27 protein-coding genes are annotated in these 26,466 nt (G+C 62.7%); 8 read left to right on the forward strand and 19 right to left on the reverse strand.

Annotated features, from left to right (window positions below; genetic code table 11):
- Positions 1 to 23: 23 nt before the first annotated feature.
- From C5L10_RS27740 to C5L10_RS27820, 16 genes are all read right to left on the reverse strand, one after another.
- Entirely contained in the window at positions 24 to 2,012 is a 1,989-nt protein-coding gene (locus C5L10_RS27740) for a heme lyase CcmF/NrfE family subunit (RefSeq protein WP_105432296.1), read from the reverse strand.
- Positions 2,009 to 2,494: a cytochrome c maturation protein CcmE gene (ccmE, locus tag C5L10_RS27745; RefSeq protein ID WP_046637560.1), complete on the reverse strand. Its 486-nt coding sequence runs from the start codon at positions 2,492 to 2,494 to the stop codon at positions 2,009 to 2,011. Before ccmE ends, C5L10_RS27740 begins: the two co-directional genes overlap by 4 nt.
- Positions 2,491 to 3,627, reverse strand: coding sequence for a c-type cytochrome biogenesis protein CcmI (gene ccmI / locus C5L10_RS27750; RefSeq protein ID WP_105432297.1), 1,137 nt, complete (start codon positions 3,625 to 3,627; stop codon positions 2,491 to 2,493). Before ccmI ends, ccmE begins: the two co-directional genes overlap by 4 nt.
- A gap of 160 nt (positions 3,628 to 3,787) precedes the next feature.
- Entirely contained in the window at positions 3,788 to 4,222 is a 435-nt protein-coding gene (locus C5L10_RS27755) for a membrane protein (RefSeq protein WP_046637621.1), read from the reverse strand.
- Positions 4,223 to 4,489: 267 nt separating this feature from the next.
- Positions 4,490 to 5,896, reverse strand: coding sequence for a HAMP domain-containing sensor histidine kinase (locus C5L10_RS27760; protein WP_046637562.1), 1,407 nt, complete (start codon positions 5,894 to 5,896; stop codon positions 4,490 to 4,492).
- 7 nt (positions 5,897 to 5,903) lie between these two features.
- Complete coding sequence (locus tag C5L10_RS27765) at positions 5,904 to 6,575, reverse strand: response regulator transcription factor (protein WP_046628321.1); 672 nt, start codon at positions 6,573 to 6,575, stop codon at positions 5,904 to 5,906.
- Between the two features lie 50 nt (positions 6,576 to 6,625).
- Entirely contained in the window at positions 6,626 to 6,892 is a 267-nt protein-coding gene (locus C5L10_RS27770) for a hypothetical protein (RefSeq protein ID WP_037081003.1), read from the reverse strand.
- Between the two features lie 117 nt (positions 6,893 to 7,009).
- Positions 7,010 to 7,222 carry a hypothetical protein gene (locus tag C5L10_RS27775; RefSeq protein WP_105432298.1) on the reverse strand — a complete coding sequence of 71 codons (213 nt, stop codon included), beginning with the start codon at positions 7,220 to 7,222 and terminating at the stop codon, positions 7,010 to 7,012.
- A gap of 21 nt (positions 7,223 to 7,243) precedes the next feature.
- Complete coding sequence (locus C5L10_RS27780; RefSeq protein ID WP_105432299.1) at positions 7,244 to 11,035, reverse strand: glycoside hydrolase/phage tail family protein; 3,792 nt, start codon at positions 11,033 to 11,035, stop codon at positions 7,244 to 7,246.
- A 326-nt stretch (positions 11,036 to 11,361) separates the two neighbouring features.
- Positions 11,362 to 11,799 (reverse strand): NlpC/P60 family protein, encoded by a 438-nt coding sequence (locus C5L10_RS27790; RefSeq protein ID WP_105432301.1) that lies wholly within the window; start codon positions 11,797 to 11,799, stop codon positions 11,362 to 11,364.
- Complete coding sequence (locus tag C5L10_RS27795; protein ID WP_105432302.1) at positions 11,796 to 12,671, reverse strand: DUF2163 domain-containing protein; 876 nt, start codon at positions 12,669 to 12,671, stop codon at positions 11,796 to 11,798. Before C5L10_RS27795 ends, C5L10_RS27790 begins: the two co-directional genes overlap by 4 nt.
- Entirely contained in the window at positions 12,668 to 13,306 is a 639-nt protein-coding gene (locus C5L10_RS27800; RefSeq protein WP_105432303.1) for a DUF2460 domain-containing protein, read from the reverse strand. Before C5L10_RS27800 ends, C5L10_RS27795 begins: the two co-directional genes overlap by 4 nt.
- An 18-nt stretch (positions 13,307 to 13,324) precedes the next feature.
- Positions 13,325 to 13,801 carry a phage tail tape measure protein gene (locus tag C5L10_RS27805; RefSeq protein ID WP_105432304.1) on the reverse strand — a complete coding sequence of 159 codons (477 nt, stop codon included), beginning with the start codon at positions 13,799 to 13,801 and terminating at the stop codon, positions 13,325 to 13,327.
- A gap of 33 nt (positions 13,802 to 13,834) precedes the next feature.
- Positions 13,835 to 14,032: a rcc01693 family protein gene (locus C5L10_RS27810; protein ID WP_256384741.1), complete on the reverse strand. Its 198-nt coding sequence runs from the start codon at positions 14,030 to 14,032 to the stop codon at positions 13,835 to 13,837.
- Positions 14,033 to 14,097: 65 nt separating this feature from the next.
- Positions 14,098 to 14,445: a gene transfer agent family protein gene (locus C5L10_RS27815; protein WP_105432306.1), complete on the reverse strand. Its 348-nt coding sequence runs from the start codon at positions 14,443 to 14,445 to the stop codon at positions 14,098 to 14,100.
- Entirely contained in the window at positions 14,445 to 14,852 is a 408-nt protein-coding gene (locus tag C5L10_RS27820; RefSeq protein WP_105432307.1) for a phage major tail protein, TP901-1 family, read from the reverse strand. Before C5L10_RS27820 ends, C5L10_RS27815 begins: the two co-directional genes overlap by 1 nt.
- A gap of 106 nt (positions 14,853 to 14,958) precedes the next feature.
- On the opposite strand from C5L10_RS27820, the gene C5L10_RS27825 reads away from it, so the two are divergent.
- Complete coding sequence (locus C5L10_RS27825) at positions 14,959 to 16,185, forward strand: MFS transporter (protein WP_245448218.1); 1,227 nt, start codon at positions 14,959 to 14,961, stop codon at positions 16,183 to 16,185.
- Here the strand turns inward: C5L10_RS27825 and C5L10_RS27830 are convergent.
- Positions 16,169 to 16,609 (reverse strand): hypothetical protein, encoded by a 441-nt coding sequence (locus tag C5L10_RS27830; RefSeq protein ID WP_105432309.1) that lies wholly within the window; start codon positions 16,607 to 16,609, stop codon positions 16,169 to 16,171. The genes C5L10_RS27825 and C5L10_RS27830 overlap by 17 nt on opposite strands.
- Between C5L10_RS27830 and C5L10_RS27835 the strand changes: the two genes are divergently transcribed.
- The gene (locus tag C5L10_RS27835) at positions 16,572 to 17,033 is read left to right on the forward strand and encodes a hypothetical protein (RefSeq protein WP_245448220.1); all 462 of its coding nucleotides are present in this window, start codon (positions 16,572 to 16,574) and stop codon (positions 17,031 to 17,033) included. The genes C5L10_RS27830 and C5L10_RS27835 overlap by 38 nt on opposite strands.
- The gene (locus C5L10_RS27840) at positions 17,030 to 17,362 is read left to right on the forward strand and encodes a DUF6527 family protein (RefSeq protein WP_105432310.1); all 333 of its coding nucleotides are present in this window, start codon (positions 17,030 to 17,032) and stop codon (positions 17,360 to 17,362) included. Before C5L10_RS27835 ends, C5L10_RS27840 begins: the two co-directional genes overlap by 4 nt.
- Positions 17,363 to 17,645: 283 nt before the next feature.
- On the opposite strand, the gene C5L10_RS27845 is transcribed toward C5L10_RS27840, so the two are convergent.
- Complete coding sequence (locus C5L10_RS27845; protein WP_105432311.1) at positions 17,646 to 18,128, reverse strand: RNase H family protein; 483 nt, start codon at positions 18,126 to 18,128, stop codon at positions 17,646 to 17,648.
- Between the two features lie 99 nt (positions 18,129 to 18,227).
- Entirely contained in the window at positions 18,228 to 19,214 is a 987-nt protein-coding gene (locus tag C5L10_RS27850) for a hypothetical protein (protein ID WP_105432312.1), read from the reverse strand.
- Positions 19,215 to 19,854: 640 nt separating this feature from the next.
- Here C5L10_RS27850 and C5L10_RS33895 point away from each other — a divergent pair.
- From C5L10_RS33895 to C5L10_RS27870, 5 genes are read left to right on the forward strand one after another with little or no spacing between them, the layout of a single operon-like run.
- A complete protein-coding gene (locus C5L10_RS33895) occupies positions 19,855 to 20,031 on the forward strand; it encodes a hypothetical protein (protein ID WP_172717216.1) in 177 nt (58 codons plus the stop codon).
- Positions 20,024 to 20,830, forward strand: coding sequence for a hypothetical protein (locus tag C5L10_RS27855; protein ID WP_105432313.1), 807 nt, complete (start codon positions 20,024 to 20,026; stop codon positions 20,828 to 20,830). The genes C5L10_RS33895 and C5L10_RS27855 overlap by 8 nt, the downstream gene beginning before the upstream one ends.
- Positions 20,823 to 23,090: a hypothetical protein gene (locus C5L10_RS27860; RefSeq protein ID WP_105432314.1), complete on the forward strand. Its 2,268-nt coding sequence runs from the start codon at positions 20,823 to 20,825 to the stop codon at positions 23,088 to 23,090. Before C5L10_RS27855 ends, C5L10_RS27860 begins: the two co-directional genes overlap by 8 nt.
- Before the next feature lie 14 nt (positions 23,091 to 23,104).
- The gene (locus C5L10_RS27865; RefSeq protein ID WP_105432315.1) at positions 23,105 to 24,127 is read left to right on the forward strand and encodes a TniB family NTP-binding protein; all 1,023 of its coding nucleotides are present in this window, start codon (positions 23,105 to 23,107) and stop codon (positions 24,125 to 24,127) included.
- The gene (locus C5L10_RS27870; protein ID WP_172717217.1) at positions 24,117 to 26,279 is read left to right on the forward strand and encodes a TniQ family protein; all 2,163 of its coding nucleotides are present in this window, start codon (positions 24,117 to 24,119) and stop codon (positions 26,277 to 26,279) included. Before C5L10_RS27865 ends, C5L10_RS27870 begins: the two co-directional genes overlap by 11 nt.
- The last annotated feature ends 187 nt before the right edge of the window (positions 26,280 to 26,466 follow it).

Consider the following 26,466-nt stretch of genomic DNA (forward strand, 5'->3'; position numbering starts at 1 on the left):
GTCTTCATCGACATAGCTCTTCATCACTCCGCCGCCTCCAACCTGGCCTTGACCGGCTTCGCCTTCCGGCTCGGCGCGCCCACACGCAGTCTCCGGTCCGAGAGCGAGACAAATCCGCCGACCATCATCACCAGAGCGCCGCCCCAGATGCAGAGGATGAACGGCTTCCACCAGATGCGCACGACCACGCCGCCGCTTTCCATCGCGTCGCCGAGCGAGACATAGAGCTGGCTGAGCCCGAAGGTGAGGATGCCGGCCTCCGTCGTCGGCATGCGCCGCGCCGTATAGAGCCGTTTCGACGACCAGACATCCGCCACCTGGACCCCGCCGCGGCTGACGGCGAAATGTCCGCGTTGCTCGGTATAGTTCGGCCCGACGGCATCGCGCAGCCCGTCAAAGGTCAGCGAATACCCGCCGGCGTCGACGGAAGCACCCTGCTTCATCTCGACCACCGTCTCGGTGCCGAAGGTCGTCGCTGCGAAAATGCCGAGCACCGTCACTCCGAGACCGAAATGGGCGATCGCCGTGCCGAACACCGAACGCGGCAGGCCGGCCAGCCTCTTCAGGCCGACCGACAGCCCGACCTTGGCAAAATTGCCGCGATACCAGAGGTCGGCGAATGCGCCGATCATGCCCCAGAAGCCGAGCACCAGGCCGAAGATCGCCATCACAGGCCCGCCGTTCTGGATGTAGAAGAAGGCAAGGCCCGCAGCCAGCGCCAGGCCGGCGAAAACATACAGCCGCTGCAGGGCGCCCAAAAGATCGCCGCGCTTCCAGGCAAGCACCGGGCCGAACGGCACGGCGACCAGGAGCGGCAGCATCAGCAGGCCGAAGGTCATGTTGAAGAATGGCGCGCCGACCGAGATCTTTTCGCCGGTCAGCGTTTCGAGGACGAGCGGATAGAGCGTACCGGTCAGCACGGTTGCCGTCGCCACCGTCAGGATCAGGTTGTTGAGCACCAGCGCACCCTCGCGCGAGATCGGCGCGAAAATGCCGCCGGCCTTCAGCATCGGTGCCCGCCAAGCAAACAGCGCGAAGGCGCCGCCGATGAAGATGCCGAGAATGCAGAGGATGAAGATGCCGCGGGTCGGATCGGTCGCAAACGAATGCACCGAAGTCAGCACGCCCGAGCGCACCAGGAAGGTGCCGAGCAGCGACAGCGAAAAGGTCATGATCGCCAGAAGCACGGTCCAGATCTTCAGCGCCTCGCGCTTTTCCATGACCAGCGCCGAATGGAGGAGCGCGGTGCCCGCGAGCCAGGGCATGAAGGAGGCGTTCTCGACCGGATCCCAGAACCACCAGCCGCCCCAGCCGAGTTCGTAATAGGCCCAGTAGGAACCCATGGCGATGCCGGCGGTGAGGAAGGTCCAGGCGGCGAGCGTCCACGGCCGCACCCAGCGCGCCCACGCGGCATCGATGCGGCCTTCGACGAGCGCCGCCACGGCGAACGAGAAGCAGACCGAAAAGCCCACATAACCGAGGTAAAGAAGCGGCGGATGAACCGCCAGGCCAAAATCCTGCAGCACCGGATTGAGATCCTGTCCCTCGGCCGGCGCCGGATCGAGGCGCAGGAACGGATTGGAGGTCAGGAGGATGAAGAACAGGAAGGCGGTCGAGATCCAAGCCTGAACGGCCAGAACATTGGCCCTCAGCGTATCCGGCAGATTGCGGCCGAAGACGGCGACGAGCGCGCTGAAAAACACCAGGATCAGCAGCCAGAGCAGCATCGAGCCTTCGTGATTGCCCCAGACGCCCGAGAACTTGTAGATCAGAGGCATCAGCGAGTGGGAATTCTCCCAGACGTTCGCAACCGAGAAATCCGAAACCACATAGGCCCAGGTCAGCACGCCGAATGAAAAGGCCACGAGCGCGAACAGCGCCAGCGAGCCGGTCGGGGCCAGCGCCATCATCGCGGCATCGCCGCGCCGAGCGCCGACGACCGGCAGAACCGAGACGATCAGCGCGGTTGCGAGCGCCAGAACAAGTGCATAATGGCCGATCTCGATGATCATCTCGTTGCCGTCCCCTTGGCGCCAGCGGGCTGGCTCTGGTTGCCTTGCCCCTCGTTCCAGACGCCCTGCGCCTTCAGCCGGTCGGCCACCTCCTTGGGCATATAATTCTCGTCATGCTTGGCGAGCACGCTGTCGGCCACGAAACCGCGCGATGCCGCATCGAACGCGCCTTCGGTCACCACGCCCTGGCCTTCGCGAAACAGGTCCGGCAGGATGCCCGTATAGGTGACCGGCACGCTGCCGGTTCCGTCCGTCACCGTAAAACTGACGGTCGAGCCCTGGCCGCGCTTCACCGATCCTTCGGCCACCAGCCCGCCGAGCCGGATGCGCGTGCCGGGTTTGACGTCGGCCTTGGCAAGATCGGCCGGCATGAAGAAATAGGCGACCGACTGGCTGAAGGCGAACATGACGAGCAGCACCGCGACGAGGATGAAGCTCATGCCGCCTGCGATCACCGCCAGCCGTTTCTGTTTGCGCGTCATTGCGCCACTCCTTCGACGGTGATCCCCATCTCGTTGGCGAGCGCCACCAGCTCGCCTGAAGACGGGAACTGCTTGAGGCCGCTCTTCAAGGCGTCCTCGGCCCTGGATTTGTCGCCGAGCACGGAATAGGAGCGCACCAGCCTCACCCAGCCTTCGAGATTGTTCGGGTCCTGTCTCAACCGTTCCGCAAGGCTGTCGACCATGCCGCGGATCATCGCCTGCCGATCGCCCTGCGACATGTTTGCGGCCGCCGCCACATCTGCCTGGCTCGGATTGCCGGGCGCCTGCGCCGTGTCCTGTCCCATCGCGATGGTACCGCCGTTCTTGACGATATGCTGGTTGATGAGCTGCATCCACGGCGCATCGGCCGGCGAACCCTTGGCAATCGTCTCGAACTGCGCCCTCGCCTCTGCCGCCCTGCCTGCCTGTTCGAAACCGAGGCCGACATAGAAACGTGAACGGGGATTGTCCGGATCGAGCTTCACCGCCTGCTCGAAGGCGGAACGCGCGTCCTCGGTGACGATCCCGTCATTCGATGCCACCAGCGTTTCACCAAGCCCCGAGAGCCTGACGGGATTGGGGCCGAGAATGCGGATCGCATTTCGATAGGCCATCTCGGCATCGCCGAGCCGCATGGAGCGGAAATAGATCGGTGCAAGCAGATCCCAGCCGGCGCCGTCGTTGGGATTTTCGGCCAGATGCCGCTCCGCCTTGGCGACCAGCAGCGCGACATTGTTGCCGGGATTGGCAAGCCGCGCTTCGAGCGGCTGGTCCGGCAGCCCGGGATTGCCGAGCGCCAGGTAAAGACAGAGCCCGACGACGGGCGGAACCAGCGTGACCACAGTGGTGGCGAGCGCATATTTTCGCGTCTTCGGAGCGGCGATCTCCTTGGCCTCCCCGGCGCCGGCTGCGGCCAACAGCCGGCGGCCGATTTCGGCGCGGGCGTATTCCGCTTCCTCCGCATTGATCAGGCCCTGGGCCCGGTCGCGGTCCAGTTCGGCCAGTTGGTCGCGATAGACGGCGACCTCTCCGGCACGGTCAGCAGATGCTGTTTTGGCGGCTCGGGCGAAAGGCAGGATGAGGATTGCCGCAACGGCCGCCGTCAGAGCTGCGAGGATGATCCATAAAACCATAGTGGCCCAATACTGCAACGGCCCGCGCTTTCCAACAGCGCAGCCGGCGTTGACGCGAATTTGAGGCCTTTGGCCGCAAGTTCAAACCTGCATATGGGACCGATCCGATCTGGCGGCCATGACCCATGTCAAACGGCCGCAGAGGAAAGCGGTAGGCGAATCAGGTGAGCGGCGTCCAGGTGCCGTTGGAATTGCGGCAGGCAGCGCCCCGCGCCGTCATGTCCCGGCCGTTCATGGTTACCGTATGGCGATACTGACGGCAGTTCTGAGTGCCGACCTGATAGGGGGCGTTGGCGATCACCTGGCCGTTCGCGTCGTCACCCTTCCAGGTGATTGCCTCGCCGCCGGCCGCCCCTTCCAAAGCGCGATATTCCGCCTCGAGGGCGCGGGAACGGTCGCTTGCCGATAGCGTTGCGCCGCTGCGGCCGACGATGCCGCCCTGCAGCGCGGAAATATAGGATGTGGATGGCGAGGGCCGCGGTGTCAACAGGCCGCGCGTGCCGCCGGTCCCCGCTCCTGAAGACGTGCCGCAGCCCGCCAGCAGGCCGGCAACCACAAGCGATGAAACAGTATTTCGAAGGCTCAATAATCGCATCGTGTCGGAAACCGGTCGCGGCTCGTTTTCTTCGGAGATCTCGCCGAGACTGGTCAGGTCCCGGCATGGCATCATTATGGCGTCATTGGGAAAACACGCAAATCCGACGATCTTTCAGTCTCCCCGCATATTAGCAGACATATAGAAATGTCTCTTCCGACAAAGATATAGCAGGCGATCCATCCGTCCATAAAGCAATGGCAGGGAATGGGCCGATGTTGCCCTTACGCCACAGTTACGCTGTACCACGTTCTGAATATCGGACGATCACGGACCTTCCTTGGCGACGCTCGGAAGCAGAAGTTGCGCCCTCAGGCCACCCCGCGCCCCGCGCGTCAGTTCGACCGAACCTTGGTACTCGCCGGTGATCTCGCGCACGATCGACAGTCCGAGCCCGGCGCCCGGCTTGCTTTCGTCGAGGCGCGTGCCACGTTTCATCGCCTCGCGAATCTGATCCGGCTCCAGCCCCGGGCCGTCGTCCTCGACAGAGACCTCGACCCAGGAGCGCCGGGCGGTTTCGCCTTCACCGGATTGAGGTCCGGATGTGGGCGTCGCGGTGATCCAGACGCCGGTCTCGCAGAAGCGCGCGGCATTTTCGAGCAGGTTGCCGACCGTCTCCTCGACATCCTGCTGTTCCATGGCAAGCGCCACGCCCGGCGGAAAGACCGACAGGTGGAACTGCTTTTCCGGATTGAGCCGCCGCATCACCCTGACCAGGCGTTCCAGCGCCGGCTCGAGCTCGGTCCGGGCGAGCAGCGATTCGCGCTGGGCGGCGATGCGGGCGCGGTTCAGGTAGGATTGCACCTGCGCCTGCATTCCCTCCGCCTGCGACCGCACCATGTCCGACTGCACCTTTTCGACGGCACGCGATTCGTTGAGCAGAACCGCGATCGGCGTCTTCAGCGAATGGGCGAGATTGCCGACCTGCATGCGTGCCCGCTCGACGATGCGGCGGTTGCTTTCGATCAGCGCGTTGATGTCGCTGGCAAGCGGCATGATTTCGCGCGGAAACTCGCCTTCCAACCGCTCCGCCTCGCCGCGCCGCACCCTTTCGAGCGAGCGCCGCGCGCCGTCGAGCGGCTGCAGCCCGTAAAGGATCGCCAGACCGTTGACGACCAGACTGCCGAAACCGAAGACGGCAAGGGCGATATAGAGACTGCGGGTAAAGGCCTGGATATCCTCTTCGACAACGGCGAGATTGCCCGACACGCGGAAGCGCGCGGCGCGGCCTTCGCCGTCGAGTACGACCTCGGTCTCGGCGACCAGGACATGGTTCTTGTAGGCGTCGATCGCGGGGTAGAAGCGCTCGTAGCGATTGTTGAAGGGTACCGCCAGGATCGACGGAACGCTGATGTTCGAGGTCCCGAGCGAGGAGGAGGACAGCGGCGTCGCCGCAAAGGTCCCGAGCGGCTCGATGATCCAGTACCAGCCGGTCTCGGGCTGCGAGAAGCGCAGGTCGCCGAGCTGAGGGCTGCCGGCGAGCTTGTTGTCGTCACCGATCGTGATCGAGTTGATGACGTTATAAAGCTGGGCGCGCAGGAGATCGGTGAAGGCGCGTTCTGCCGATTGCCGGTAGAGCTGCGAGATGACGATCGAAATGACGACCAGAGCCAGCGCCGACCACAACGTGGCTAGAAGCAGCACGCGGGCAGTCAGCGATCTTGGTCCGATCATCCGGAATTTAGGGCGCATCGTTTGGCGCTTGCATCCTGTAGCCGAGCCCGCGGACCGTCTCGATGAGGTCGACACCGAGCTTCTTGCGAAGCCGGCCCACGAAAACTTCGATCGTATTGGAATCGCGGTCGAAATCCTGATCATACATATGCTCCACAAGCTCGGTGCGGGAAACGACCTGCCCCATGTGATGCATCAGGTAGGACAGCAGCCTGAATTCGTGCGAGGTGAGCTTCAGGGCGACGCCTTCGACGCTCGCCTTGGAAGCCTTGGTATCGAGCCGCACGGGCCCGCAGACGATTTCGGAGGATGAATGCCCCGCCGCCCGGCGGATCAGCGCCCGTACGCGGGCCAGCACTTCCTCCACATGGAAGGGTTTGGCGACATAGTCGTCGGCACCGGCATCGATGCCCGCCACCTTGTCGCTCCAGCGGTCGCGGGCGGTCAACATCAGAACCGGCATGCCCTTGCCTCCGGCACGCCATTTCTCGACGACGGTGATGCCGTCCATGACCGGCAGGCCGATATCGAGGATCACCGCGTCATAAGGCTCGGTTTCGCCCAGATAATGGCCTTCCTCGCCGTCGAAGGCCTGGTCGACGACATAACCCGACTCCTTCAGGGCGTCGGAAAGCTGCCGGTTGAGATTGACATCGTCTTCGACCACCAGAATGCGCATGCACCGCCCCTCGAATGATATGCCGCCGGCTGATCGCCGCCGGAGCCGCCTTACATCGGAACCCTGACGGTTACCTTGCGCGGTCTTTGATTGCCATCGCCTTGGACGAGCACCGTCACGACACAGGTCTGGCCATCGGAGGAGGGCTGAGCGGAAAGAAGCTGGCCGCCGGTTTCCCGCACCACGCGAGACGCCGCCGAGCCGCAATCCCCTGCGACAAGGACGAGATAATCACGCGCAGCGACCTTTTCCGGCAAAAAGCCGGCGAAACCGGCAAGGCCGGCGGTCAGTATCGCGATGATTGGCAGTCGCGCCATGGTTACAATTTCCACTCACAAGACAAACAGGATTCATGTCCAAAGCATGTGATGGATTATGTAGCCAAAGGCGGCTGAATGGCAAATGAATGGTCCGTAATGCTTTCCTTCATCGGGCTATTTTCCCCTGATTCCGGTCTGGGCCGCGATACGACCGTAGATCGCGAAAAACCCGCCGGCAGCCCCCGCCAGCGTCACCGCAAGCTCTGCGAGGTCTGCCTGGACATCCGCTCCGAGCTGGATACCCATGACTTGCAGAAGCGAGGCGGCGACCGCAATCAACCCGCCCCAGACCGTTTTCGACTGATACCACACCTTCATGCCATCCATGCTTCATCTCCTTGTTTCAACCTAGAATACAACGACCGCCTCGGCGGGGACGCCGAGCGGGACCGCCCGGCCCATCTGCCGGACCCGCAACGAAAGGCTCGATTGGATACCGCCGAAATCGGCAATCTCGTCGCCCGCCGGATAGTTGAAAGCGGGTTCCGTCACCTCGACCGAGCGCCTGACGACGGCACCGTGCAGCACCTCGAGCCGGTAGCGCTCCTCCGGCTCATCCAGAGGGATCTCTATCCCGTCCCAATTGTCCGCCTCGACCCGGCCACGCCTCACCCAGGTCAACCGGGCATCGCCGCCGACCTGCCGCTCGCCGCGGATATGGACCGGCGAAAGCGGCGCCTCGGCGCGCATGCCTCCCGCAAATCCATGCGGGCCGGAACGTCCTCCCGCCTGCCCCAGGCTTTCCGCCAGCCAGTTCATGGCCAGGCCACGCTCCTCCGCCGACAGTCCCAGCGGCACAGCGGCTTCGTCGAGCACGACGACGGCTGCACCCGCCGCGGCGCCCGCCAACATGGCATCCTCGGTACCCGCCAGCCCGCGCAACAGGTTCGACAGCGCCCAGCGATTCGGGCTGGTCTCTTCGACTGCGGCAAATCCGACCACTTCCCAGGCGCCGTTCTGCGCTTTCACGGCAATACGGTTTTCGCCATTCAGCACCGCCTGCTCGTCCGCCGACGATAACCCGCCGAAAAACAGTTCGATCTCCATGGTCGGACCACGATCGAAGCGCCCGATCACGCCGCCCGAAAGCGGCGCCGCCAGAACGCCGACCCTTGCCGGCCGGTCGAGCACTGAGCGCGTGCGATATCCTTCCGTCGTGACGGAGGAGGATAACGCCATCCGCCGCCACGGCCGGCAGAAGCCCGCAACGCGGGCGAAGCTCGCTGCCTCGCCGGACGTAAACCGCGGCAGATCGAGGAAGTGCAGTACAGGTGCAAAGGCATCGGAGACGGCGCTACCGCCATTCCTGTGCCCCTCGCCGAGAGCATAATTCAGCGGCGCGAGCGGCGCATGGTGCCGGGCCTCGATCCGCCGCGCCGCGCCCTCTTCGATCCGTTCGACGATGAACGTCCCCTTCGGGCCAGCGGCATCCGGCAGAGCCAGCCGCACCGCATCGCCGGGCTCGACGGCAATATCCGCCGGCGAAAGCGCAAAACTCAACGACCGCCTCGCGACCCTGTGCGTGCGCAGCAGCGTCTCGACCGCACCGAGCGACGTTTCCTCCGGCAGCACGGCCGGCAGGTCGTAGCTGAGGGTGCGCTGGCTTTCCGCCCGCGCCCGCCGCGACCGCACGCCCGCCTGTTCGTAGTCCAGGCTCGGATTGTAGGAGGTCAGCACCGCCTCCGCCGCAAAATCGCTGTCATGGCCCCGGTTCTCCGACCACAGCGGCTCATCCTCGATATCGGCAATGACGGCGATCTCCTTCGCCGCAAGGCTCGCCGTCAACCGCGACCTGAAGCGCAGCCTGCCGCCGTCTTCGGCGACATCCACCTGAAAGACCTCGAGCAGTGGCTCCAGAAGCGCCCTCGCGGAGGTCACCTCGCCCTGCACGTAGCCAGTCAGGCCGCCGCTCACTTCCGAAACGTCGAAATCTTCAAAACCATGTTCGGTCAGGATCGCGGCGATGGCATCGGCGAGCGTGGTTCCTCCCAGCCGGCCATTGAGCCAATGGCCGGTGCGCCAGTTGCTGCCATCGATCCACGTCGAAAGATCGCCCGGAAAAGCCGGAACAGGCCGGGCATCCCAGGTCCAGACAAAGACGTGGCCTGGATCGACCATGCCGGTCGGCGCCGTGTCGCCCTGCCACCAGCCATGATGCGCCTCCAGGAACCGCCGCTGCATGCTGTCCGACCGCCCGCCGCTCGAAAAATACGGCAGAGCGCTTTCGGTCGATTTCGGGTCGGTAAAGACGTTCGGCTGATTGGCGCCCTTGTCGACCGCGGGGCACCCGAGTTCGGTAAACCAGATCGGCTTCATGCCGGGCACCCAGGCCGTGGGCGTTGTATTCTCTGCGCCGCCCACACGGTCATGATGCCGGTTGGACCACCAGCCCAAGAGATCCTTGTAACGATAGATCCACGGCTTGCCCGCCAGCCCGTCTTCTATCGGCGACCGCACCCGGTTCCGCCGGTCCTGATCGCTCGCATAATACCAATCGAAACCCTCGCCGGCAGCGATCTGCGCCGCCATCGCTTGGCCGTCGTCCGCAAGCCGAAAGCCATCCGGATAGTCCGCGACAAGATCCTCGTCGCGCCAATCGCCGAGCGGCATGTAGTTGTCGATGCCGACCGCATCGATATCCGCCGAAGCCCAGAGCGGATCGAGGTGGAAATGCACCTCGCCCGAACCGTCCTGTGGGTGATAGCCGAAATATTCGCTCCAGTCGGCGCCATAGGTGAGCTTCGTCCCCGGCCCGACGATCGCCCGCACATTCGCTGCAAGCCCAACCAGTTCCTGCACGAAAGGAAAGGTCCCCGTCTCGTCGCGCAATTGCGTCAGCCCGCGCAGCTCCGAGCCGAGGATGAAACCGTCGACCCCGCCCGTGGCTGCCGCCAGGCCAGCATAATGCAGCACCATGCGCCGGTATCCCTCGGAACCCGCGCTGAAAGCCTGCACCTGCGCCCGCGCAGCCGCAGTCCTATCCGACGACAACGGGAAACAGGTGATCCGCCCGCGCCAGGGAAAGGCGGCCTGCTCCACCCCGCCATAGGGATCCGGCCGGCCATTGCCGGGCGGAATATCCATCATCACGAACGGATAGAGATAGACCTTCAGCCCACGCGCCTTGAGGTCGGCGATTGCCTGCGCCACGCTCGCATCGTTCGGCGTGCCGCCGAAAGCCGGCCCGCTGAGCTGGCTCACCAGATGTGCCCCGCCGCGCGATATCCCGACCACGGACCACTGCGCGCTTTCCTCCCACCGCTCGGGCACTTCGACACCCGGCACGATCCGGCAATGCCCCGCCCTGAGATCCGTCCCGAACCAGGAGACCACCAGCGCCACCCGCTCGAGGTTCGGGCAGAGCGCCTGCAGCTCGTCGAGCGACGACTGCCAGTCGGTTCCGGATGCGAGCGTGTGGCGATTGAGAATGCGCGCGCTGCCTTCGCCGGTCTTCTCCGTCACCGGCACCGTCGCATAACCATGTTCGGTCGCGCCCGGCGTGATTGTCACGGCGCGTATCTGGCGTTCGAGCCTACCGACCGGCCGCAGCACCTCGAACTGCAGGAGCGGGATGCGATTGCCGAAACTGTCAAGCGGCAGCCGTTCGAACACGACATAGGCCAGACCGCGATAGGCCGGCGCATTGCCCTCGCCCTGCTTCGCCTCGATCAGCGGATCGGGCAATTGCTCCCCGTCGCCACGATAGACCCGCATCTCGATCGCCGTCAGATCGAGCTCACGTCCATCGGCCCAGACCCGCCGCACCCCGGCGATCGGCCCCTCGCAGAGCCCGACCGCCAGATTTGCGAAATAGCGGAACGTCTCCACCCGCGGCCCGGTGGTCGCCTTGCCGCCGGAGCGCTCGCGCGTCACCTCCTCCTCGAAACGCGTCGCCCAGATCAGCGTGCCGCCGATCCGCGCCGTCCCGTAGATGCGGCTGATCGCCGTACCCTCGTCCGCACCCGGGATGCGTGCAGTCGCAAGACGAGGCCCGGAGGTGGTCGTGCCGCTGCCGCCGATCAGCGCCCGATCGACCATGCTGCCGGCCAGCGCCCCCGCCGCCCGCCCGATGATCGCACCGACCGGACCGAACACACTGCCGAGCGCCGCACCCGCCGCCTGGAAAAGGATAGTGGCCATGGAAATACCTCGCCGCCGCCCAGCGCTGCCACTGGATGCTCGCTCAGATTGTGATAGCGTTAGAAAATTCGGGAGCAGAAGCAGCACGCGCCGCGCCAGCCGGCGTATCGGCGAGGATAGGCCACGCCGACCCAGGCAAGGGCCTTGCTCTCGAAAATGGAGGTAATGTTATGAGGCTCAGGCCGATTGGCATTACGCCTATCTTGGAGGTGACCCGGACGAGCTGGTCAATCGCCGTCCGGATCAATTTCAACAGATAAGCAAAACGGTGAGCGGAGCAGCAACTCCGCTCACCACTCCAGAAGATAACCCAAGCCGGGATTTTTTCAAGTTCGCGTCGGAAACCGGTGCACCCCCGCAACCCGCCGCCGCCACGATGGCACCAGCGCCGAACGCGTCACCGCCGATTGCTCATAGGCATGGATGAAATGCTGCGGCCCGGCCAGCACCCCGGCGTGTTTCGCCGCACAATCCGGCCGCCAGCGGAACAGCAGGACGTCGCCAGGCTCTGCCTCACTCATCTGCATTGCCGGCCCGAACAGCCGTAAGGCCGCGTCCGCGAGCCGGTCTTCGCCGCTTCGCTCCGCCCAATCGGGCGCATAGGCCGGCACCGTCTCCGGCTCCTCGCCGTAAAGCTCGCGCCAGATCCCGCGGATGAGCCCGATGCAATCGCAGCCGACGCCCTTCGTTGCGCCCTGATGCCGGTAGGGTGTGCCGATCCATCCCTCGGCCAGCGCCACGACGCGCTCGCTTTGCCCGCTCATTGGAAGATCGGGCCCCCGTCGTGGACCCGCTCCCCGTCGGCATAGGAATAGGCGAAATCGGCGCCCGGGACATGTGGGAAGCCGCGAAAATTCAGATGGTTGGCAAAGCGCCTCTTGCAGGTCGCAAACGACTTGTCGCACCCCGCGGTCACCGTGAACGTATGGCCCGCCGCAACCGGCTGCTCCAGCGGCAACCAGAAAGTCAGCTCCGCCGAACCGTCCGCGCTCTTTTCATGCGCATCGACATCGACCGCCACGCCGCCCGCAAACGTCAGCACGCCCTGCCGAAAGAAATCGCTCGCGAAACTGCCGAGGCCCGAGACGACAATCCGGCTGGCATCCTTTACCGCGATTACCGCCCCTTCGCCGCGCCACAGATCAAGGTCCACACCACAACGGGCATCCCCAAGACTTGCGTCACAGCGCCGATTATAGACGCGCCCCTGCGGCTGGCTCAGCCGATGCGCCAGACTGCGCAGCTCTGCGCGAAACTGCCCGCCGGCGCGGGAAACCTCGCCGATCTCCCGCACGTTCAAGAGCACATGCTGGTCCGCCGCCACCCAGTTGACGAGAAACAGCTCCACCCGCGCACCGTCATACCTGCCGGTCGCCAGATCCTGCTCGCGGATCGCCGCACTCGAAAACCCGCCGGCCACCTCGTCGGCACCCGCCGAAAGCCCCGTTGCCGCTTCTGCCTCGCTTGCCGAAAAGCCGCTCGCCGCAAGGAAGGTCGTGCCGTCAAATGTGAGGTCGTGGTCATGTTCGGTAAATCCCAGCACCGCCCCGTCACGCCGCGTCACCCGCCATGCATGGCAGGTGGTCGTCGTCTCCCGCGCCAGATGTTCGGCCAGATCAGCCGGTACCGTTCTCATGCCAAAACCTCCGTCAGCGGAATGGTCGGAATATGCCCGGCATCGAAATGCGCGAGGTTGACGTCGATCCGGTCCGTGTCGAACCGCACCGGCACGTCGAACTCGTAACCCGCCCGCACCGCCGCCCCGACCGGCGGAACATGCCCGGCGGCAAAGGTAACGATCCCCGTTGCCGCATCGACGGACCAGACCTCCGCCGGTACTGCGACGCCGTCCACCGACACCACGACCGAGCCTGTGACCGGCTTGGCGATCCGCCTCGTCCAGCTCCCCGCGCCATCCGCGTAGGTCTTGACGAGCTGGAATGCCGCGGTCTCCCCGTCGCCCGTGCCGACCGCCTGATCGGTCGCCGATACCGTCTCGCCCGGCGCGCAGGATTTCCAGTCGATCGGATCGCGGAACCGAAAGCCGTAAAGCTGCCCGCCCCGCGCCTCGAAAAATTCCAGCACCGCATAAAGATCGGTGAGCGACTTCACCCCCGAGCCGGCATCATAGCTGCGCCTTGAATCCCTCCAGCGCTGGTTACGCTGCTCGCGCCCGTTGGAAAGATTGACGATATCGGTGTGCCGCACCGGCCCGCCGGTTGCCCCGAGCGCCAGGCGCAACGGAAACCGAACCTCGTGAAAACCGCTCATCTCATCCTCGCAACATCGTCACAGGCCGCGCCGTCCGCGCGAAACACTGCGCGCCAGCATGGCGGAAATCTGCCCTTCGCTTTTCCGAAAGCTCGCGGCGTCGCTCGCCGTCACGTTGAAGACGATCTGCGGCGTGGGCCCGCCTGCCGCCGCAACGCCGAGCGCGCCGTCCGGCCCGCGCCTGAGCGGCAGGATCGCTTCCGCCCCCGCCTCGCCCATCAGGCCCATATCGCCGCCCATCGGAAAGAAGCTCGGGGAGCGCACGACACCACCGTCGGCAAACGGCGTCACCGACCCGACAAGCCCGCCGATCGCATTGCCCAGCATATTTTCGAGCGGTTTGAGGCCAGCGGCCAGCGCGATGTCCGAAAGCCGGTTGCCGAGCCCCTTGAGTACGTCCTCAAGCCCGCGCCCGCCTGTCGTCGCGGACCTGAGCGCCCCGGTCAGCGCCTCCGCGCCGGACAGGGTGCCGGCCAAACTATTGTCGTCTTCCATGGTGGACTCCCGTTTTGTCGTCGCGGCCCTAACTCACCTATCCGGAAACGCCTGCATCAGCGCGTCCAACCCCGCCTTCTCCAGACCTGCGCCACGTCCCCTCATCCCGCCGGTCATGGCCAAAAACTCGACTGGCGTCAGCGCCCAGAAATCCCTCGGCGGAAGCCGCAGCAGGCAGAGCCCGGCATGCATCACCGCATCCCAGGGAAACGGTCGCCTCGCCTCTTCGATCGCAGTCGCGGCAGAGAACCCACTCGAAGTTCCTGCTGCGACTGGTCCGATTCCCGCTGCGGCACTCAAGGGTTTGCCGCGGCCTCCCCGCCCGGCGCCCCAAACGTCGCCGTCAGCAGATCGCCGACGATCCGCGCATAACCTAAAATTCCGCCCTCGATACTCATCGCCGCCACCTCGTCGGCGGAGAGCAGATTGCCCCCGCCCCTCAGGCCGGCACCGATTAGCCGGATCATGTCCGCCGCCCTCAGCCGCCCGGAAGAAAACCGGTCCGCCAGCCCGTTGAGGTCGCTGACGGAAAACGCCGTTTCCAGTTCCGCCAATGCGCCGAGCGTCAGGCAGAGAATGCGGCGGTCGCCGTCGATCACCGCCTCCACCTCGCCGCGCCTGCGGTTCGCGTGTGCGCCAGCCATCACAGCACTCCGAAGGTCAGGCTGCCGCCTGATTCCAACGCCAGTTCAAAGCGGATCTCGCCGTTGTGCTCGCCAGAATATTCGAGCGCCGTCACCTGGAACGGTCCGGTCAACGTGCCGAAGGCCGGGATCAGGATCTGCCAGGCCAGAATGCTGCCGGCAAAGAACGCCGCCCGCACCAGCGCATCGCTTTCCTGGTCCTTGAAAATGCCGGCGCCGGTCAGAGAAGCGCGCTGCACGCCGGCGCCACCCAGAAGCTCACGCCAGCGTCCGGCGCTTTCGGCATCGGTGATGTCGATGGTCTCGGCATTGAAGGCGAGGCGCTTCGAGCGCAATCCCGCCACCGTCAGGAACGCGCCGTCATTGTCGATCTTCAAGAGCAGGTCCTTGCCCTTCTGCGCCACCATGTGGAAGTCCTTTCCGCTGTTATCCGTTTGTCGCTTCCGCACCGTAAAAAGCGGTGCTAGAGCATCGGGCGCTCAACCATCCCTTTCGCGAATGCCTCCCGCCGCCATGCCCAAAATTCTCCCGCTGCGCTCGGCGCAGACGATCGCCGTGCTCGCCGTCACCCAGATCATTTCCTGGGGCACGACCTTCGATATGCTCGGGGTCATGGGCCGCATCGTCGCGCCGGAACTCGACCTCCCGAACGAGGTCGTCTTCTTCGGCCTGTCGATCATGATGCTGGTGAGCGCGCTTGCCGGTCCCGCCACCGGGCGGCTGCTCGGCAGCCATGGTGCCGCAAAAGTCATGGCCGGCGCATCCGTCATCTTCGCGATCGGCCTGCTGCTGCTCGCGAGCGCCCACGAGATCCTGGTCTACGGACTTGCGTGGATCGTCATCGGCGTCGGCGGCGCGCTCGGCCTGTCGGCGCCGGCCTATACGGCGGTCGTCGAGCGCGAGGGGCTGGACGGCAAGCGCATCATCGCCATCCTGATGCTGTTCACCGGGCTTTCGGCGACCATTTTCTGGCCGCTCCTGGCGCTGATGAACGATCTCGTCGGCTGGCGGATGACGTTCGTATTCTCGGCCCTGCTGCAGCTCTTCATCTGTCTGCCGCTCTATCTGTTCGGTCTTCCCAAACCGATCGACCGCAACGAGCAGACCCAAGCCACGGATACGGTCCCTGTCGATTTCACGCCGCCGGAACGCCGTCGCGCCTTTTTCCTGGTGGCGGCGGCGACGGCGATCAGCTCGTTCATCAGCTTCGGCCTGTCGCCCTCGCTGCTGGCCCTGCTGCAACAGGCCGGCGCCTCGCCGGCGCTTGCGCTGCAGCTCGGCTCGGCGCGGGGCGCGATCGGCGTTTCGGCCCGCTTCGTCGACATGGCTCTCGGCAGACGCGGCAATGCGCTGCTCACATCGCTCGTCGGCACCGGCCTGATCCTGTTCAGTTTCCTGCTCACCGCGACCGTCACGTCCTCTGCCCCGGTGCTGGTGGTCTTCATGCTGCTCTACAGCTTCGGCACCGGCGTGCTCGCAGTCGCCCGTGCACTCCTGCCGCTGTCGCTCTTCTCGCCGCGCGAATTCGGCCTGCAATCGGCCCGCCTGTCGCTGCCGCAGAACCTTGCCACTGCCGCCGCCCCGGTCATCTTCACCGCCATCCTCGACCGCGCCGGCGTCACCGCGGCGCTTGTGACCGGCGCCGTGCTCTCGGCAATCTCGCTGGTATTGGTGCTGATGCTGGTGGGGCTGGTGCGGCGGGCGAATGGGCGGACGGCGGAACCTAGTCCCGCTTCATGATCCTGTTCTTCCGCTCGCGATCCAGGTCGATGATGCGGCCGCGTATCTGCTCGAAGAATTCCTTCGGGAGCATGCCATAGTCCCAACGGCTTGGATCGTCCGGACGCGGTCTCAGGTCGTAGCCGGGCCACAGGAACCGGTTGAGTTCATCCAGCCGCAGCCAATGACGGCCTTCGTCGAAGCCGAGGCTTCTGCAGACCGCAGCAGGTATTTCCAGCGAGGACTTCGGATTGTCGCCATGAGGCGGCGAATGCGTCACCGGCGCCACAATCGTCTGGATCGCGCCTGCCTGGTTGTAGGCGGCGACAACTATGGCGCAGGGACGATCCTTGCCCGCCTCCACTGAGCCGCGATCTTCCTCGCTGCTCCAGAGGAACGCGTAACGAATGACGAGACCCGGCCTCGACGGCGGCAATGTCGCCATTGCCGATGTCAGCGGCCGCATCGACTACGTGCAGCCCGGCGGCTCCACCCTTGCCGACCGCGGTGTGTACACGCAGGAAAGCCTGCGCGCCGAATACCTACAGCGCACCGACCCCAACGCTTTCCGTGCCGAACTTGAGGCAGGCTACATCAAGGGAATCCTTGAGGAGGCGCCGTCGGTGATCACGCTGAACATGCGGGCGGCATCTGCCATGATGAACGAGTTCATCGCTCGGGCCTATCCGTTCCGACAGGAAGCCAACCGCAACTATGCGCGCGTCGCGTTCAGCCTGGCGGCCTGCGACGAGGATCCTTTCTCGGAAGACGATTTCGAACGTGGCGACAGCGCGCTTCTCGGTCGCGGCGCCGCCGAGCCGCTGCTTGGGCTGCCGCTCTTCCGCAGACCACGGAAGGACGCGGCATGAATATCATGAGATGGTTTCGCCGCATCTGGGACAAGTACGGACCTGCCCGCCGCCTGGTGATCGTCGACGGAGTCGCGCTGCCTGACGTTCTTCCTGCCCGTGATCTTGTTTTGACCCGCGACGACGGTGATGACTGGAGTGTCGGCATGCGGTGCCCCTGTGGCTGTGGCGAACGGATCGAAATGATGATCCTTGAGGGCACCCGCCCGAGGTGGGACATCAACATCAACGAAGCCGGGCAGCCGTCGCTTCATCCGTCGGTATGGCGAAAGTCTGGGTGCAAGTCCCACTTCTGGATTCGAGAAGGACGGATCTTTTGGTGCGATTGAGCGCGCCGAGAGTCCGAAGCAAATAGGGAGGAGGTTATGACAACAACGAACATCTCGCCGCTAGGCGGTATCTATCGCGAGGAAGCAGTAAGGCACTTGGCGGTGAAAACGCCGCTTGAATTTGGCGTGGGGCGGCAACATTGCACACGCGCTCAGAATGTGGATTGAATAGGTGAAGGCGACCTTGTCGCTGACAGAACAGGCCTTCTCGGCTTTCCTAAGGAGTGGTACGGCAGCAGCAATGGTTTAGGCTGGGACCGTAACGACGTGAGCTTCGGGTCTTCTATGCAAGCGCGGGACTCCGATTGACTAAGGCCGCCCTCGCCGCCTCATCGGCCATCTCGTTTCCCGCGATCCCCGAGTGCCCCTTGCACAAATGAACCCTGACCTGTGGATTCCCCTCCAGAAATCTATCGAGTTCTCGCCAGAGCTCCACATCCGGGATCAGCCGACGTCTTTCATTTGAATTCGCCCTCACCCGCTTCCAGCCGTTGCCGCGCCAGATGTGCCGCCACCTGCTGCAACCCACGAGCACGTGAGCGGAGTCTGTCCAGACCACCGCGGCCGCCGTCAGCGCCTCGCGCTCGAGCCAGGATGCCGCCTGAACGACAGACAGGACTTCAAAGGTGTTGTTCGAGGGGCCGACCATGGTGCCTGCGGCAACATAGATTTGGCGGTCGCCGTCCATGACCACAAAGGCCCAGCCTCCGGAGCGGGAAGCGGCATCGAACGAGCCGTCGGCGTAGACGTGTAGATTGTGGGTCATCGATAGCAGGCTCGAGATTCTTAAAGATTTCAACTTCACCCGAAAACATCGTCAGGAGGCTTAAAGTTTTTCAACAACCCTTGTTCCCCTGAAAGTCCTTCAGCGCCTGGGGCGGAACTCCAGCACCTTCCCACCCTCCTCCAGGTAGGCATCCTTATTCTCAGGCCACACGACCTTCGGCGGGATCCACCGCGTCACCATTGGCCTCCCCTCAACGCCGACCTCATCGACGATCCAACGCCCAGGGATCAGCGTGGTGTTCGACCAGTCGATGTTCGTGTCGACTTCATCGCACCCGCACTCGTAGATCTCGGTCCGCTTTGTTCCGGCGGTCTCCACTCGAAGCGAAGACATCGTCCCCTGGATGTCAGGGCGCGCGCGGGCGAGATACAGCAGCGCGTTCGTCGCCAGGCGGGCAAGGTGCCAGAGACTGGCATTTTGCGCGAGCATCTTGTCGCCGATGACGTCGAGCTTCTTGTAGTTCAGCTTCGCGACGTCCGCATCCTCGGGGATCGTGAACGCGATGAAACGATTGAAGTTCGCCCGCGTCTGACCCGGCATGTGGTGTTCCCGCTGATCCCACTCCGGATAGTTCGTCACGAAGGTCAGCAGCCAGCCGCGAACCGGGCTGTCCGTATGCGTCAGGTAGAAGCCCTCGATCAGCGAGGCGGGATTGTCCTTGTCGTATTCCAGGGTCTCGCCGACATGGCAGAAAACCCCAGTTCGCCACGGGATGAGATTCTTGAGGGTGATCCCGTCGGCCCATGTAGCTTCGAGGTGCGGCCCGATCTGTGCCATGTCGAGGATGACACCGCCGTTCTCGAGGTGATGGTTTCGTATCTGCCTGAGGAAGCCCGGAAGATCCTCGTTCCCCCGCTTGCGGCGATCGGCGTACTCGGCCTTGATATATTGCTTCTCGGCGGCAACTTCGCTGATGTCTCCTCCGGCCTTCGTCATTTCGGCCCGGACACGCTCCCGCAGGTTCGCTCGCTGGACATCTCCGAGACGGAACCAGACATCGTACCTCAGGGGATGATACCAGACGGGGAGTCCGCCTATCTCATAGCCCTTGTCGCCTTCGCCCATGTGCCGCCACTCCGCCTGAATCACTCGCCGAACGCTATCCCGGAACGCAGACGGCGCCAATGGACCGGTATCATGCTACCGGTAGGCACTTGACATATCGAACAAACCAGGAACATATGCGCCTTGCCCACGAGCAGCATCTCTCCATGACGGAGGCCACGATATGGCATTGCGAATACGACTAGATCGTCCTTGATGACGGCGCGTGCTTCCCTTCCGGGAGGCGGACTGCGTGCAATATCGCTCCCCCATATGAATCCTTTCACGAATCCTTTGCAGGCCATGTGGCCAACCAAATCCGCGCGCGTGGTCATCTCCAAGTAGAATTGCCGCGTTGCTTTGGTCGAAGAATTCGAAAATCTGAAGGGGACTTCGGCGTTACATACGGTCGGCTTGCCGACATGGACTCCCTTGCGAGTCCTGAGGGTGTGAACGGCATCATCAGCAGCACCTGAAAACGATAAGTGCAGCGTTTTCAGAGGATTCGCAAAACGCGTCTGGTCAGCGGGGTCTTCACCAGCACGCTGAACTGTGTCTCTCTATAGGCGTCAATCGGCAGCGGCCGGAGGACACAGCATGCAGTCATACCAATCCAACCAGCGCGCCGCCGGAAAACATCCGCAGCGTGAACGGAGAAGTCATGTCCAGTCGCAAGAAACCAAAGGCGCAGCGCGTCCTATCCCGCTCGATGACGATGTCGGACCTCGAAGAATGGTTCGAGTCCGAGTTCAAGAAAATACATCGCCGAGCGCAGCACAAGCGTCATCCAAACCCAGTGGCGACCGAGCGTCGCAAGAAGGAAAAGCAGAATGTCTGACACGACAAATTACAGCGACTTCGAGAAAGATCTGGAGAACGAGGCCTATTGGAAGGCTGTATTCGGCCCCGACAACGAACCCCAGCGCGACCTCAAACCCGGAACTCGACACACTACCCTGCTGGGCTGGTTTCCGACGAAGAAATGCGTCCGTGGGGAAGTACGAACCCGGGAGCCGCTGATGGGCGACCTCCTGTTTCACCTGGACACCGACCCTGCCATCCGCGTCATCGCGGAGTTTCCGATCAGGCAGCTCTTCGATGCGCACAAGGCCGACGGCACGCAGGTCGTCAAGGAACACATCCCGGATCTCGCGGTGCTTCGGATGGATGGCGCAGTCTTCGTTATCGACGTGATGCCATATCACGTCCGGAAAAGCATCCGCGGGATGGCGCAACGCCGTGCCGACCTACGGCAGCATTACTCGAAGCTCGGCGCCACCTATCTCCTGCTCGACGAGACAACCATCCGGCTGGAACCTCTGTTCTCGAACCTGCGCCTGATGTGGAAGCACAAGCAGTCTAATCACGAGCCGGCTGGAATGGCGCAGCTCCGCGACGCTCTCAGGGAGGCTTCCTACCCCGCGTCAATCGAAGCCCTCATGAGATGCATGCCGCAGAACGCGATCTTCGCGCGCTGGAGCGACGAGCCAACATCCGCCGCCCGGCACGTCATCGAATGCAACCCGACCTTCTCCGCCGTCATGCAGCTCGCGATCGCAGGGGAAGTCGAGGTCGATCTCGGTTCGAAACTCTCAAGCAAGACCATCGTAACGCGGAAGGAGCCTGCACATGCATGACGATATCATCTGGCGCAAGGTCAAGAGCTACCACGAACTCGAACTGCCGTTGGATCGCGACGGAGGTTCGCCTATTCAGGGCTTCACGATCGCTGCGCGTTCGAGCTTCATCGTGACGAACATCCGGAAGAACCGGTACGGGATCCTCGCCTTCGATGGTGGCTTCCAGCCGTCGAAGGATTCCGAGTTCCTATCGCGCTTCATCCACGTCGGCACGAACGACGTCGTCCTGTTGTCGAACTGGCAGCTCCATCTGCTTCAGAAGGACGGCCGGATCCGGCCTGTGATGGGACCGGGTGACAGCCCGCGTAACGTGCCGGGTTCGTCGCTCACGATCGCTGGACCGAAGCGCGAGAAGGCGCTGCGCATGATGGAATATGCTGATGCCTTCGAGGAATACATGCGCGAGCATGATACCTGGGTTCTTTCAGACGAGCAGAAGGCGGCGATCGTTGCGGAGGTCGCAGTCCTGATCGGAGACGACAATCCACCGAAGCGGTCGAAATGGTACGAGCTGATGCAGACGTCCCGGAAGGGAAATCAGTTCGACCGCCTGATCGATTTCGTCGACAACGACGCCGCGAAAGGGAACCGCAGTCCACGGTATGGAACTGCGCTGAACGAGGCCATCAAGCACGCCGCCCACACCGCAGTTGCATCGCATGGAGACTGGCACAGCATCCGCTCGAACCTCGTGAACTGGGCGAAGCTCGGTCAGGAATACCACCATCTCCGCGATCACATCCTCGGCGAGAATGGTGTCTGCAAGATCCCAGAGCGCAAGCTGCAGCGAGTCTTGGGGGACATGAACCGCTATGTCTACGACTTTCTGCACTACGGGCCTGAGCATGCAGAGCGGATTCACAAGAGAACCCTCAAGCAGATCCGCCCGACCGCGCCGTTGGCCATCGTGGATGTCGACCACTCGACGTTAGACATCGATCTAATCGACGATGTCTACCCAATCGCCTACGGGCGCCCGGATCTGATCGTGTTCCGGGATCGGTGTACGTCGATCAAGCCTGGTTTCGCCGTAGCCTTCGGCAGTCCGAGCTATCAGACCTTCCTCGCAGGACTGAAGCACATGATGTTCGAAAAGGATCCGCACCTCATGAACGGATGCGCGTATCCTTGGTTCGGCACCCCGGTGACGCTTGGCGTGGACAACGCGAAACACCTAGTCGGCTTGAACATCCGGGCGGCGGCGAAAGAATTCGGCTTCAAGACGGTAGCTTACAGGCCAGGGCATCCATGGGAAAAAGGTGCCTTGGAAGTGCTCTTCGGAATTCTGGGACGGAAACTGGTGCACCGTCTCCCGGGAACGACCAAGAGCAATCCCACCGAGCGCGACAAGTACGACGAGGAGCAGGAACTGGCGCGCCCGGTTCTCACCGTGTCCGAGTTTTTGGGCTTCCTCAACTACTACTTCTCCGCGATTGACCACTACACCCCGACCCAGGGCATCGGCGAGCTTTCGACATTCAAGGGAGTTCCGGCGGAGCGATGGGAAGAGCTGATCGCAGACGCGCCCGAAGCTCCCCTTATCGCCAAGGACATCTTCACCAGGCTCGGTGGGGACGTCGGCTGGGTCTGCATCGGAACCCGCGGTGTCAGATGGGAACATGTGACCTACCAGTGTGCGGAACTGATCGTCCTCACTACGAACCCGCGTCACAAGTCGAACAGCAAGTACGAGGCGAGACGCAATCCGGACAATATCGAAAGTATTGAGGTCAAGGATCCGTACTCCCGCCCCAAGCGGTGGATCACCGTTCCGGTCTGTGATGCCGACGCAAGCTATGCTGTCGGCCTGAAGCTGCACGTGCACCGCGCTATCGCGAAGTACAAGCGTGAGCAGGACAAGAAGGCCGACCGAGACATCAGCCTGCAGGAGGCCCGCGCCGAGATGGAGGCCTCCCTTGTGGAGCTCCATGCCCGCCGCAGGAAGCATGGGACAGCTATGAAGCTCGCCCGCTGGTACGAAGGCAACGTCAAGAAGGAAGAACGCTCGCGAATCGTCGAGATGGGCCGGGTGGAATACACCGGAGGCAGGATCGATCTCGCCGCGACCGAGGAACGAACTCCCCCTCCCCGCATCAGCACGCGCGCGATCGGCGTGATGCCAGGATCACGCCAGCCTGTCGAGGTCGCGCCCAAAGCGACTGCGACTCTCGCCGTTTCCAACGACCCGATCAAGCCAGCAACCTTCAACAACCACGACGACGGCATGCCAGAGGACCTGGCTGACTGGGATCTTTAGTGAGGAGTAGTGCCATGACCAGCAAGATCAATCACGAAACAGCATCCAAGGAACCATCACTCATCACTCCAGCAGTCGCTAGCAAGTTGGCGCAACCCCGCTTCCACACCGAGCCTTTCGAATCCGACGAGAGCAGGATTGCCGCAGGTCGCCTTCCTGTGGCGAAACGCCAATGGATGATCAAGAACCTGATCGTGAAGTACCCGACATTCAATGAGGGTTATGGCATCATTGCCGAAAACCATTATCCGGTGGCGGGTGGGACACATGCGACCGGCACCGTTGGTGCGATGCTGGGCGAATCCCGTACGGGAAAGACCGCGGTCTGCAGCTACTACTCAGCCATGCACCCCGCGACCTATGACGAAGAGGGGGAGATCTTCCCCGTCATCCACCTGACGGCCAGCATCAACATGTCGCCCGTCGAGTTTGGCCACGAGCTCAATAGGCTGACGGCGGCGAGGTACGCACGCATGCATGGTGGCGTCGGTGCGTACGTAAACAACGCCCTGCTGCGGCTCCTCAAGGTTCGCACCGAGATGCTAATCGTCGATGACGCCCAGTACCTGTTCTTCGAGCGATCATCCAAGACCGCGGCGAACATGTTCAAGCTGATCAAGACCATCGTCGACTACAACACCTTGAGCGTCATGCTGGTCGGCGAGGAACGTGTAACCGACTACGTCAACTCGATCGACGCGTTTGTGAACCGCGGCTACAATTCGCATGTTCTAAGGCCCCTTACCTCCGGCAAATCGGACATGAAGAGGTTCGAGAAGCTGTTGGGCGCCATCGACAAGCGGCTGCCATTCGCCAACCTCAGCGGCCTTGATGATCCATACATCGCGCAGGAGATGTACCGGTACTCCGACGGGATGATCGGTCGCGTGATGAACCTCGTGCGCCCGGCCGCTTTCAAGGCGATCAATCAAGGCACCTCCAGGATCATGATCGAGCACTTGCGGGAAGCCGTCGAGACCCGTCGGAGGAAGGGCGACACCCATGATTACTTCGGGAGGACGCGTGATGCTGCATGATCAGTTCCGCGCCGAACGCATCTTCTCGAGATGGAGGATCCGCCCGTGCTTTGGTGAACCAACGAATGCCTACTTCGCCCGCCTGGTCTACGATGGCGAGAACTGCCTCCCGGAGACCTTCGCGAAGAAGACCGGCGTCTGGGTATCGCGTAACAGGTGGCAGATCCTGCTGCAGTCCTTGCTCAACCTCCCACTGACCGATGAGGAGAAGCACGGACTCGTGAAATGGTCGCCTGTGTACTCCGAGAATCGTCGCTGGGCACTTGGCGACGAGAACATCAGCATGACGATGGCGAAGCCAGGCGCGCGATCGTGCTCGGAGTGCCTAAAGGAGGCAGCATACCACAGGGTCTGGTGGGATCTGAACGGCTTCCAGATCTGCCCCGTCCACGACTGCGCGCTTCAGCCCAACCCAAACAGACATGATCGACGATGGCCGTTTTACGGCCTCTGCAGCGTCAAGGTAGATGTGCCGCCGGAGCTGTCTGCCAGAGGTCGCGAGTCGATCGAGGGGTATATTCTCCAACGCCTGGGTGCGGTGAAATATTTCAAAAGGCGGCCGATGCTGGATAATCAACCGCTGGACGCGATCATGAGTAGTTGCTCCCTCGTAGGAACTCTCCTCGCCAATCCTCCTGCGCGCAGGAGGCCGAAGATGTCGAACATCAACTACAACATCGGCTTCGACGCGCTCGGCGGCAACGAGAAGCATCTGATCGCCAGGTTCCGCGACTGGCTCAACGAGCACCATCCGAAGGAGAAGCTCAGACAGAATGGGGTGCGGCAGTTCGGGTTTCTGAACAACCTGTCTCACAAACGGAATCCTTTGAAGGACACGATCTGGAGAGGTCAGGTGAAGGCGTGCCTGCGGCTTGGCAGGCTGAATCCGAGGCTGCGAACAGGGCCTGGAATCGAGGCCCAGATCCTGAAGAGCAATCTGCCGAACGCTCTCGGCATCAGCATTTACAGTGCGAATTCGCTGCTGCGTAGGTCGGGCTTCAATCTTCGCCGAGGGTCGGGACAGCTTGTAAGTATCCCGAAGGGGCTTTTGGAGGAACTTCGGATCGATGTGGCGGAGTCTGTCCCCCTTTCGATGGCGGCAACCCTTCTCGGCTGTACCGAGAATGACGCCGACATGGTCGCAGTTAAGCTCGCGAAATCGGGTTGGACCGGATGTATTCAAGTGCGCCATGAACAGGGAGTAACCCGCCACTTCATTAAGCGCGAACTTGAGGAACTTCTCGAAACCATCCGCTCGCTCCCGAAGGATCTTGACCGGAAGGATACAGTCGGCCTCTCGGGGCACACGGTAAAGGATCAGGTTTCGGAAACTCGGCTGATGGCCGATGTTCTCCTCGGGAGGCAGGCCGCCCTTGTCGATCCTGACATCCCCGGATTGCGAGGCCTCAGATTCCGCAGAAGACAACGCGGCTTCTGGAATAGCAGAAGGCAGATCCCATCCAATGACAAGGGGATGCCGGCAAGCGAGTTCTTCTCAATGACAGGGATTCCCAAAGGAGGAGCTCGGTACCTGATCTCGCTAGGAGTATTGAAGCCTCACCCAAACATTGGCATTTCGAGGCCGAGCGCGAAGGCTTTTCACGAGCGGTTCATCAACCCCGTAAGGTACTTCCTCAGCCAAGGGGTGGTCCGATTTTCGGCCGCAAAGCAGGTCGAAGCCTGTAGGTTGAAGTACGCATTTCCACCGGAAGACATCGGGTGCGTAATGGTTGAAAGAAAGCACCTCATTGAGAAGATTGGTCCGCTGTATCAGCCTCCTCAGCGAATCCTTGATCTATGGCCGGCAGTCGTGGAGTCTGGGAGCCGGAACTGCCGGCTACTGATGATCTCCGAGGTCCCCGGTGCTGGGATGTTCGACATCGGGCCAAGCAGCAGGCTCTTGTCGGTCAAGGCCAACATGGAAGACGATGGTATCGAGATCCACATGGAATTCCTGCCAGGTTATCAGCGGATGTGGAGAATCGTTCTCGACAACGAGCCGGAGATTATGAAGTCGCTCGGATTTCTCACGTTTCACAGGGGCGACAGGCTCGTCACGATTACCGGAAAGGTGCGAACGGTCGAGGATATCGAGCTAGCGACCATTGATCTCGGAAGGCTGAACGAATTCTTCCGTAATAGGAATCGATGAACCTAATCCTCAGTACGGGAGGCGCGGCTTTCGCGAGCCGCGTTTTCTGTTGCGCGCAGCACTGGGTCCAGGACTATAACCATTCACCTAGATTCGCCCTTGAAGAGGGGCAATATCCGAATCCGGCTTTATGGGTTCTGGGGAGTGTTGAATCCGCCTTTATGCGGAAGGAATCCATGATTTTGCC

This window comes from Neorhizobium sp. T6_25 (assembly GCF_002968555.1).
Classification (GTDB): Bacteria; Pseudomonadota; Alphaproteobacteria; order Rhizobiales; family Rhizobiaceae; genus Neorhizobium.

Bases quoted from the DNA above. Each gene is read 5' to 3' on its own strand.
- C5L10_RS27835 (WP_245448220.1), top strand. From the start codon at position 16,572: ATGACGAGACCCGGCCTCGACGGCGGCAATGTCGCCATTGCCGATGTC.
- ccmI (WP_105432297.1), bottom strand. From the start codon at position 3,627: ATGGTTTTATGGATCATCCTCGCAGCTCTGACGGCGGCCGTTGCGGCA.
- C5L10_RS27805 (WP_105432304.1), bottom strand. From the start codon at position 13,801: ATGGAAGACGACAATAGTTTGGCCGGCACCCTGTCCGGCGCGGAGGCG.
- C5L10_RS27795 (WP_105432302.1), bottom strand. From the start codon at position 12,671: ATGAGAACGGTACCGGCTGATCTGGCCGAACATCTGGCGCGGGAGACG.
- C5L10_RS27860 (WP_105432314.1), top strand. From the start codon at position 20,823: ATGCATGACGATATCATCTGGCGCAAGGTCAAGAGCTACCACGAACTC.
- C5L10_RS27855 (WP_105432313.1), top strand. From the start codon at position 20,024: ATGTCTGACACGACAAATTACAGCGACTTCGAGAAAGATCTGGAGAAC.
- C5L10_RS33895 (WP_172717216.1), top strand. From the start codon at position 19,855: ATGTCCAGTCGCAAGAAACCAAAGGCGCAGCGCGTCCTATCCCGCTCG.
- C5L10_RS27770 (WP_037081003.1), bottom strand. From the start codon at position 6,892: ATGGCGCGACTGCCAATCATCGCGATACTGACCGCCGGCCTTGCCGGT.
- C5L10_RS27865 (WP_105432315.1), top strand. From the start codon at position 23,105: ATGACCAGCAAGATCAATCACGAAACAGCATCCAAGGAACCATCACTC.
- C5L10_RS27800 (WP_105432303.1), bottom strand. From the start codon at position 13,306: ATGAGCGGTTTTCACGAGGTTCGGTTTCCGTTGCGCCTGGCGCTCGGG.
- C5L10_RS27760 (WP_046637562.1), bottom strand. From the start codon at position 5,896: ATGATCGGACCAAGATCGCTGACTGCCCGCGTGCTGCTTCTAGCCACG.
- C5L10_RS27825 (WP_245448218.1), top strand. From the start codon at position 14,959: ATGCCCAAAATTCTCCCGCTGCGCTCGGCGCAGACGATCGCCGTGCTC.
- C5L10_RS27830 (WP_105432309.1), bottom strand. From the start codon at position 16,609: ATGGCGACATTGCCGCCGTCGAGGCCGGGTCTCGTCATTCGTTACGCG.
- C5L10_RS27820 (WP_105432307.1), bottom strand. From the start codon at position 14,852: ATGGTGGCGCAGAAGGGCAAGGACCTGCTCTTGAAGATCGACAATGAC.
- C5L10_RS27755 (WP_046637621.1), bottom strand. From the start codon at position 4,222: ATGCGATTATTGAGCCTTCGAAATACTGTTTCATCGCTTGTGGTTGCC.
- C5L10_RS27845 (WP_105432311.1), bottom strand. From the start codon at position 18,128: ATGACCCACAATCTACACGTCTACGCCGACGGCTCGTTCGATGCCGCT.
- C5L10_RS27780 (WP_105432299.1), bottom strand. From the start codon at position 11,035: ATGGCCACTATCCTTTTCCAGGCGGCGGGTGCGGCGCTCGGCAGTGTG.
- C5L10_RS27790 (WP_105432301.1), bottom strand. From the start codon at position 11,799: ATGAGCGGGCAAAGCGAGCGCGTCGTGGCGCTGGCCGAGGGATGGATC.
- C5L10_RS27765 (WP_046628321.1), bottom strand. From the start codon at position 6,575: ATGCGCATTCTGGTGGTCGAAGACGATGTCAATCTCAACCGGCAGCTT.
- C5L10_RS27815 (WP_105432306.1), bottom strand. From the start codon at position 14,445: ATGGCTGGCGCACACGCGAACCGCAGGCGCGGCGAGGTGGAGGCGGTG.
- ccmE (WP_046637560.1), bottom strand. From the start codon at position 2,494: ATGACGCGCAAACAGAAACGGCTGGCGGTGATCGCAGGCGGCATGAGC.
- C5L10_RS27850 (WP_105432312.1), bottom strand. From the start codon at position 19,214: ATGGGCGAAGGCGACAAGGGCTATGAGATAGGCGGACTCCCCGTCTGG.
- C5L10_RS27870 (WP_172717217.1), top strand. From the start codon at position 24,117: ATGCTGCATGATCAGTTCCGCGCCGAACGCATCTTCTCGAGATGGAGG.
- C5L10_RS27840 (WP_105432310.1), top strand. From the start codon at position 17,030: ATGAATATCATGAGATGGTTTCGCCGCATCTGGGACAAGTACGGACCT.
- C5L10_RS27775 (WP_105432298.1), bottom strand. From the start codon at position 7,222: ATGGATGGCATGAAGGTGTGGTATCAGTCGAAAACGGTCTGGGGCGGG.
- C5L10_RS27740 (WP_105432296.1), bottom strand. From the start codon at position 2,012: ATGATCATCGAGATCGGCCATTATGCACTTGTTCTGGCGCTCGCAACC.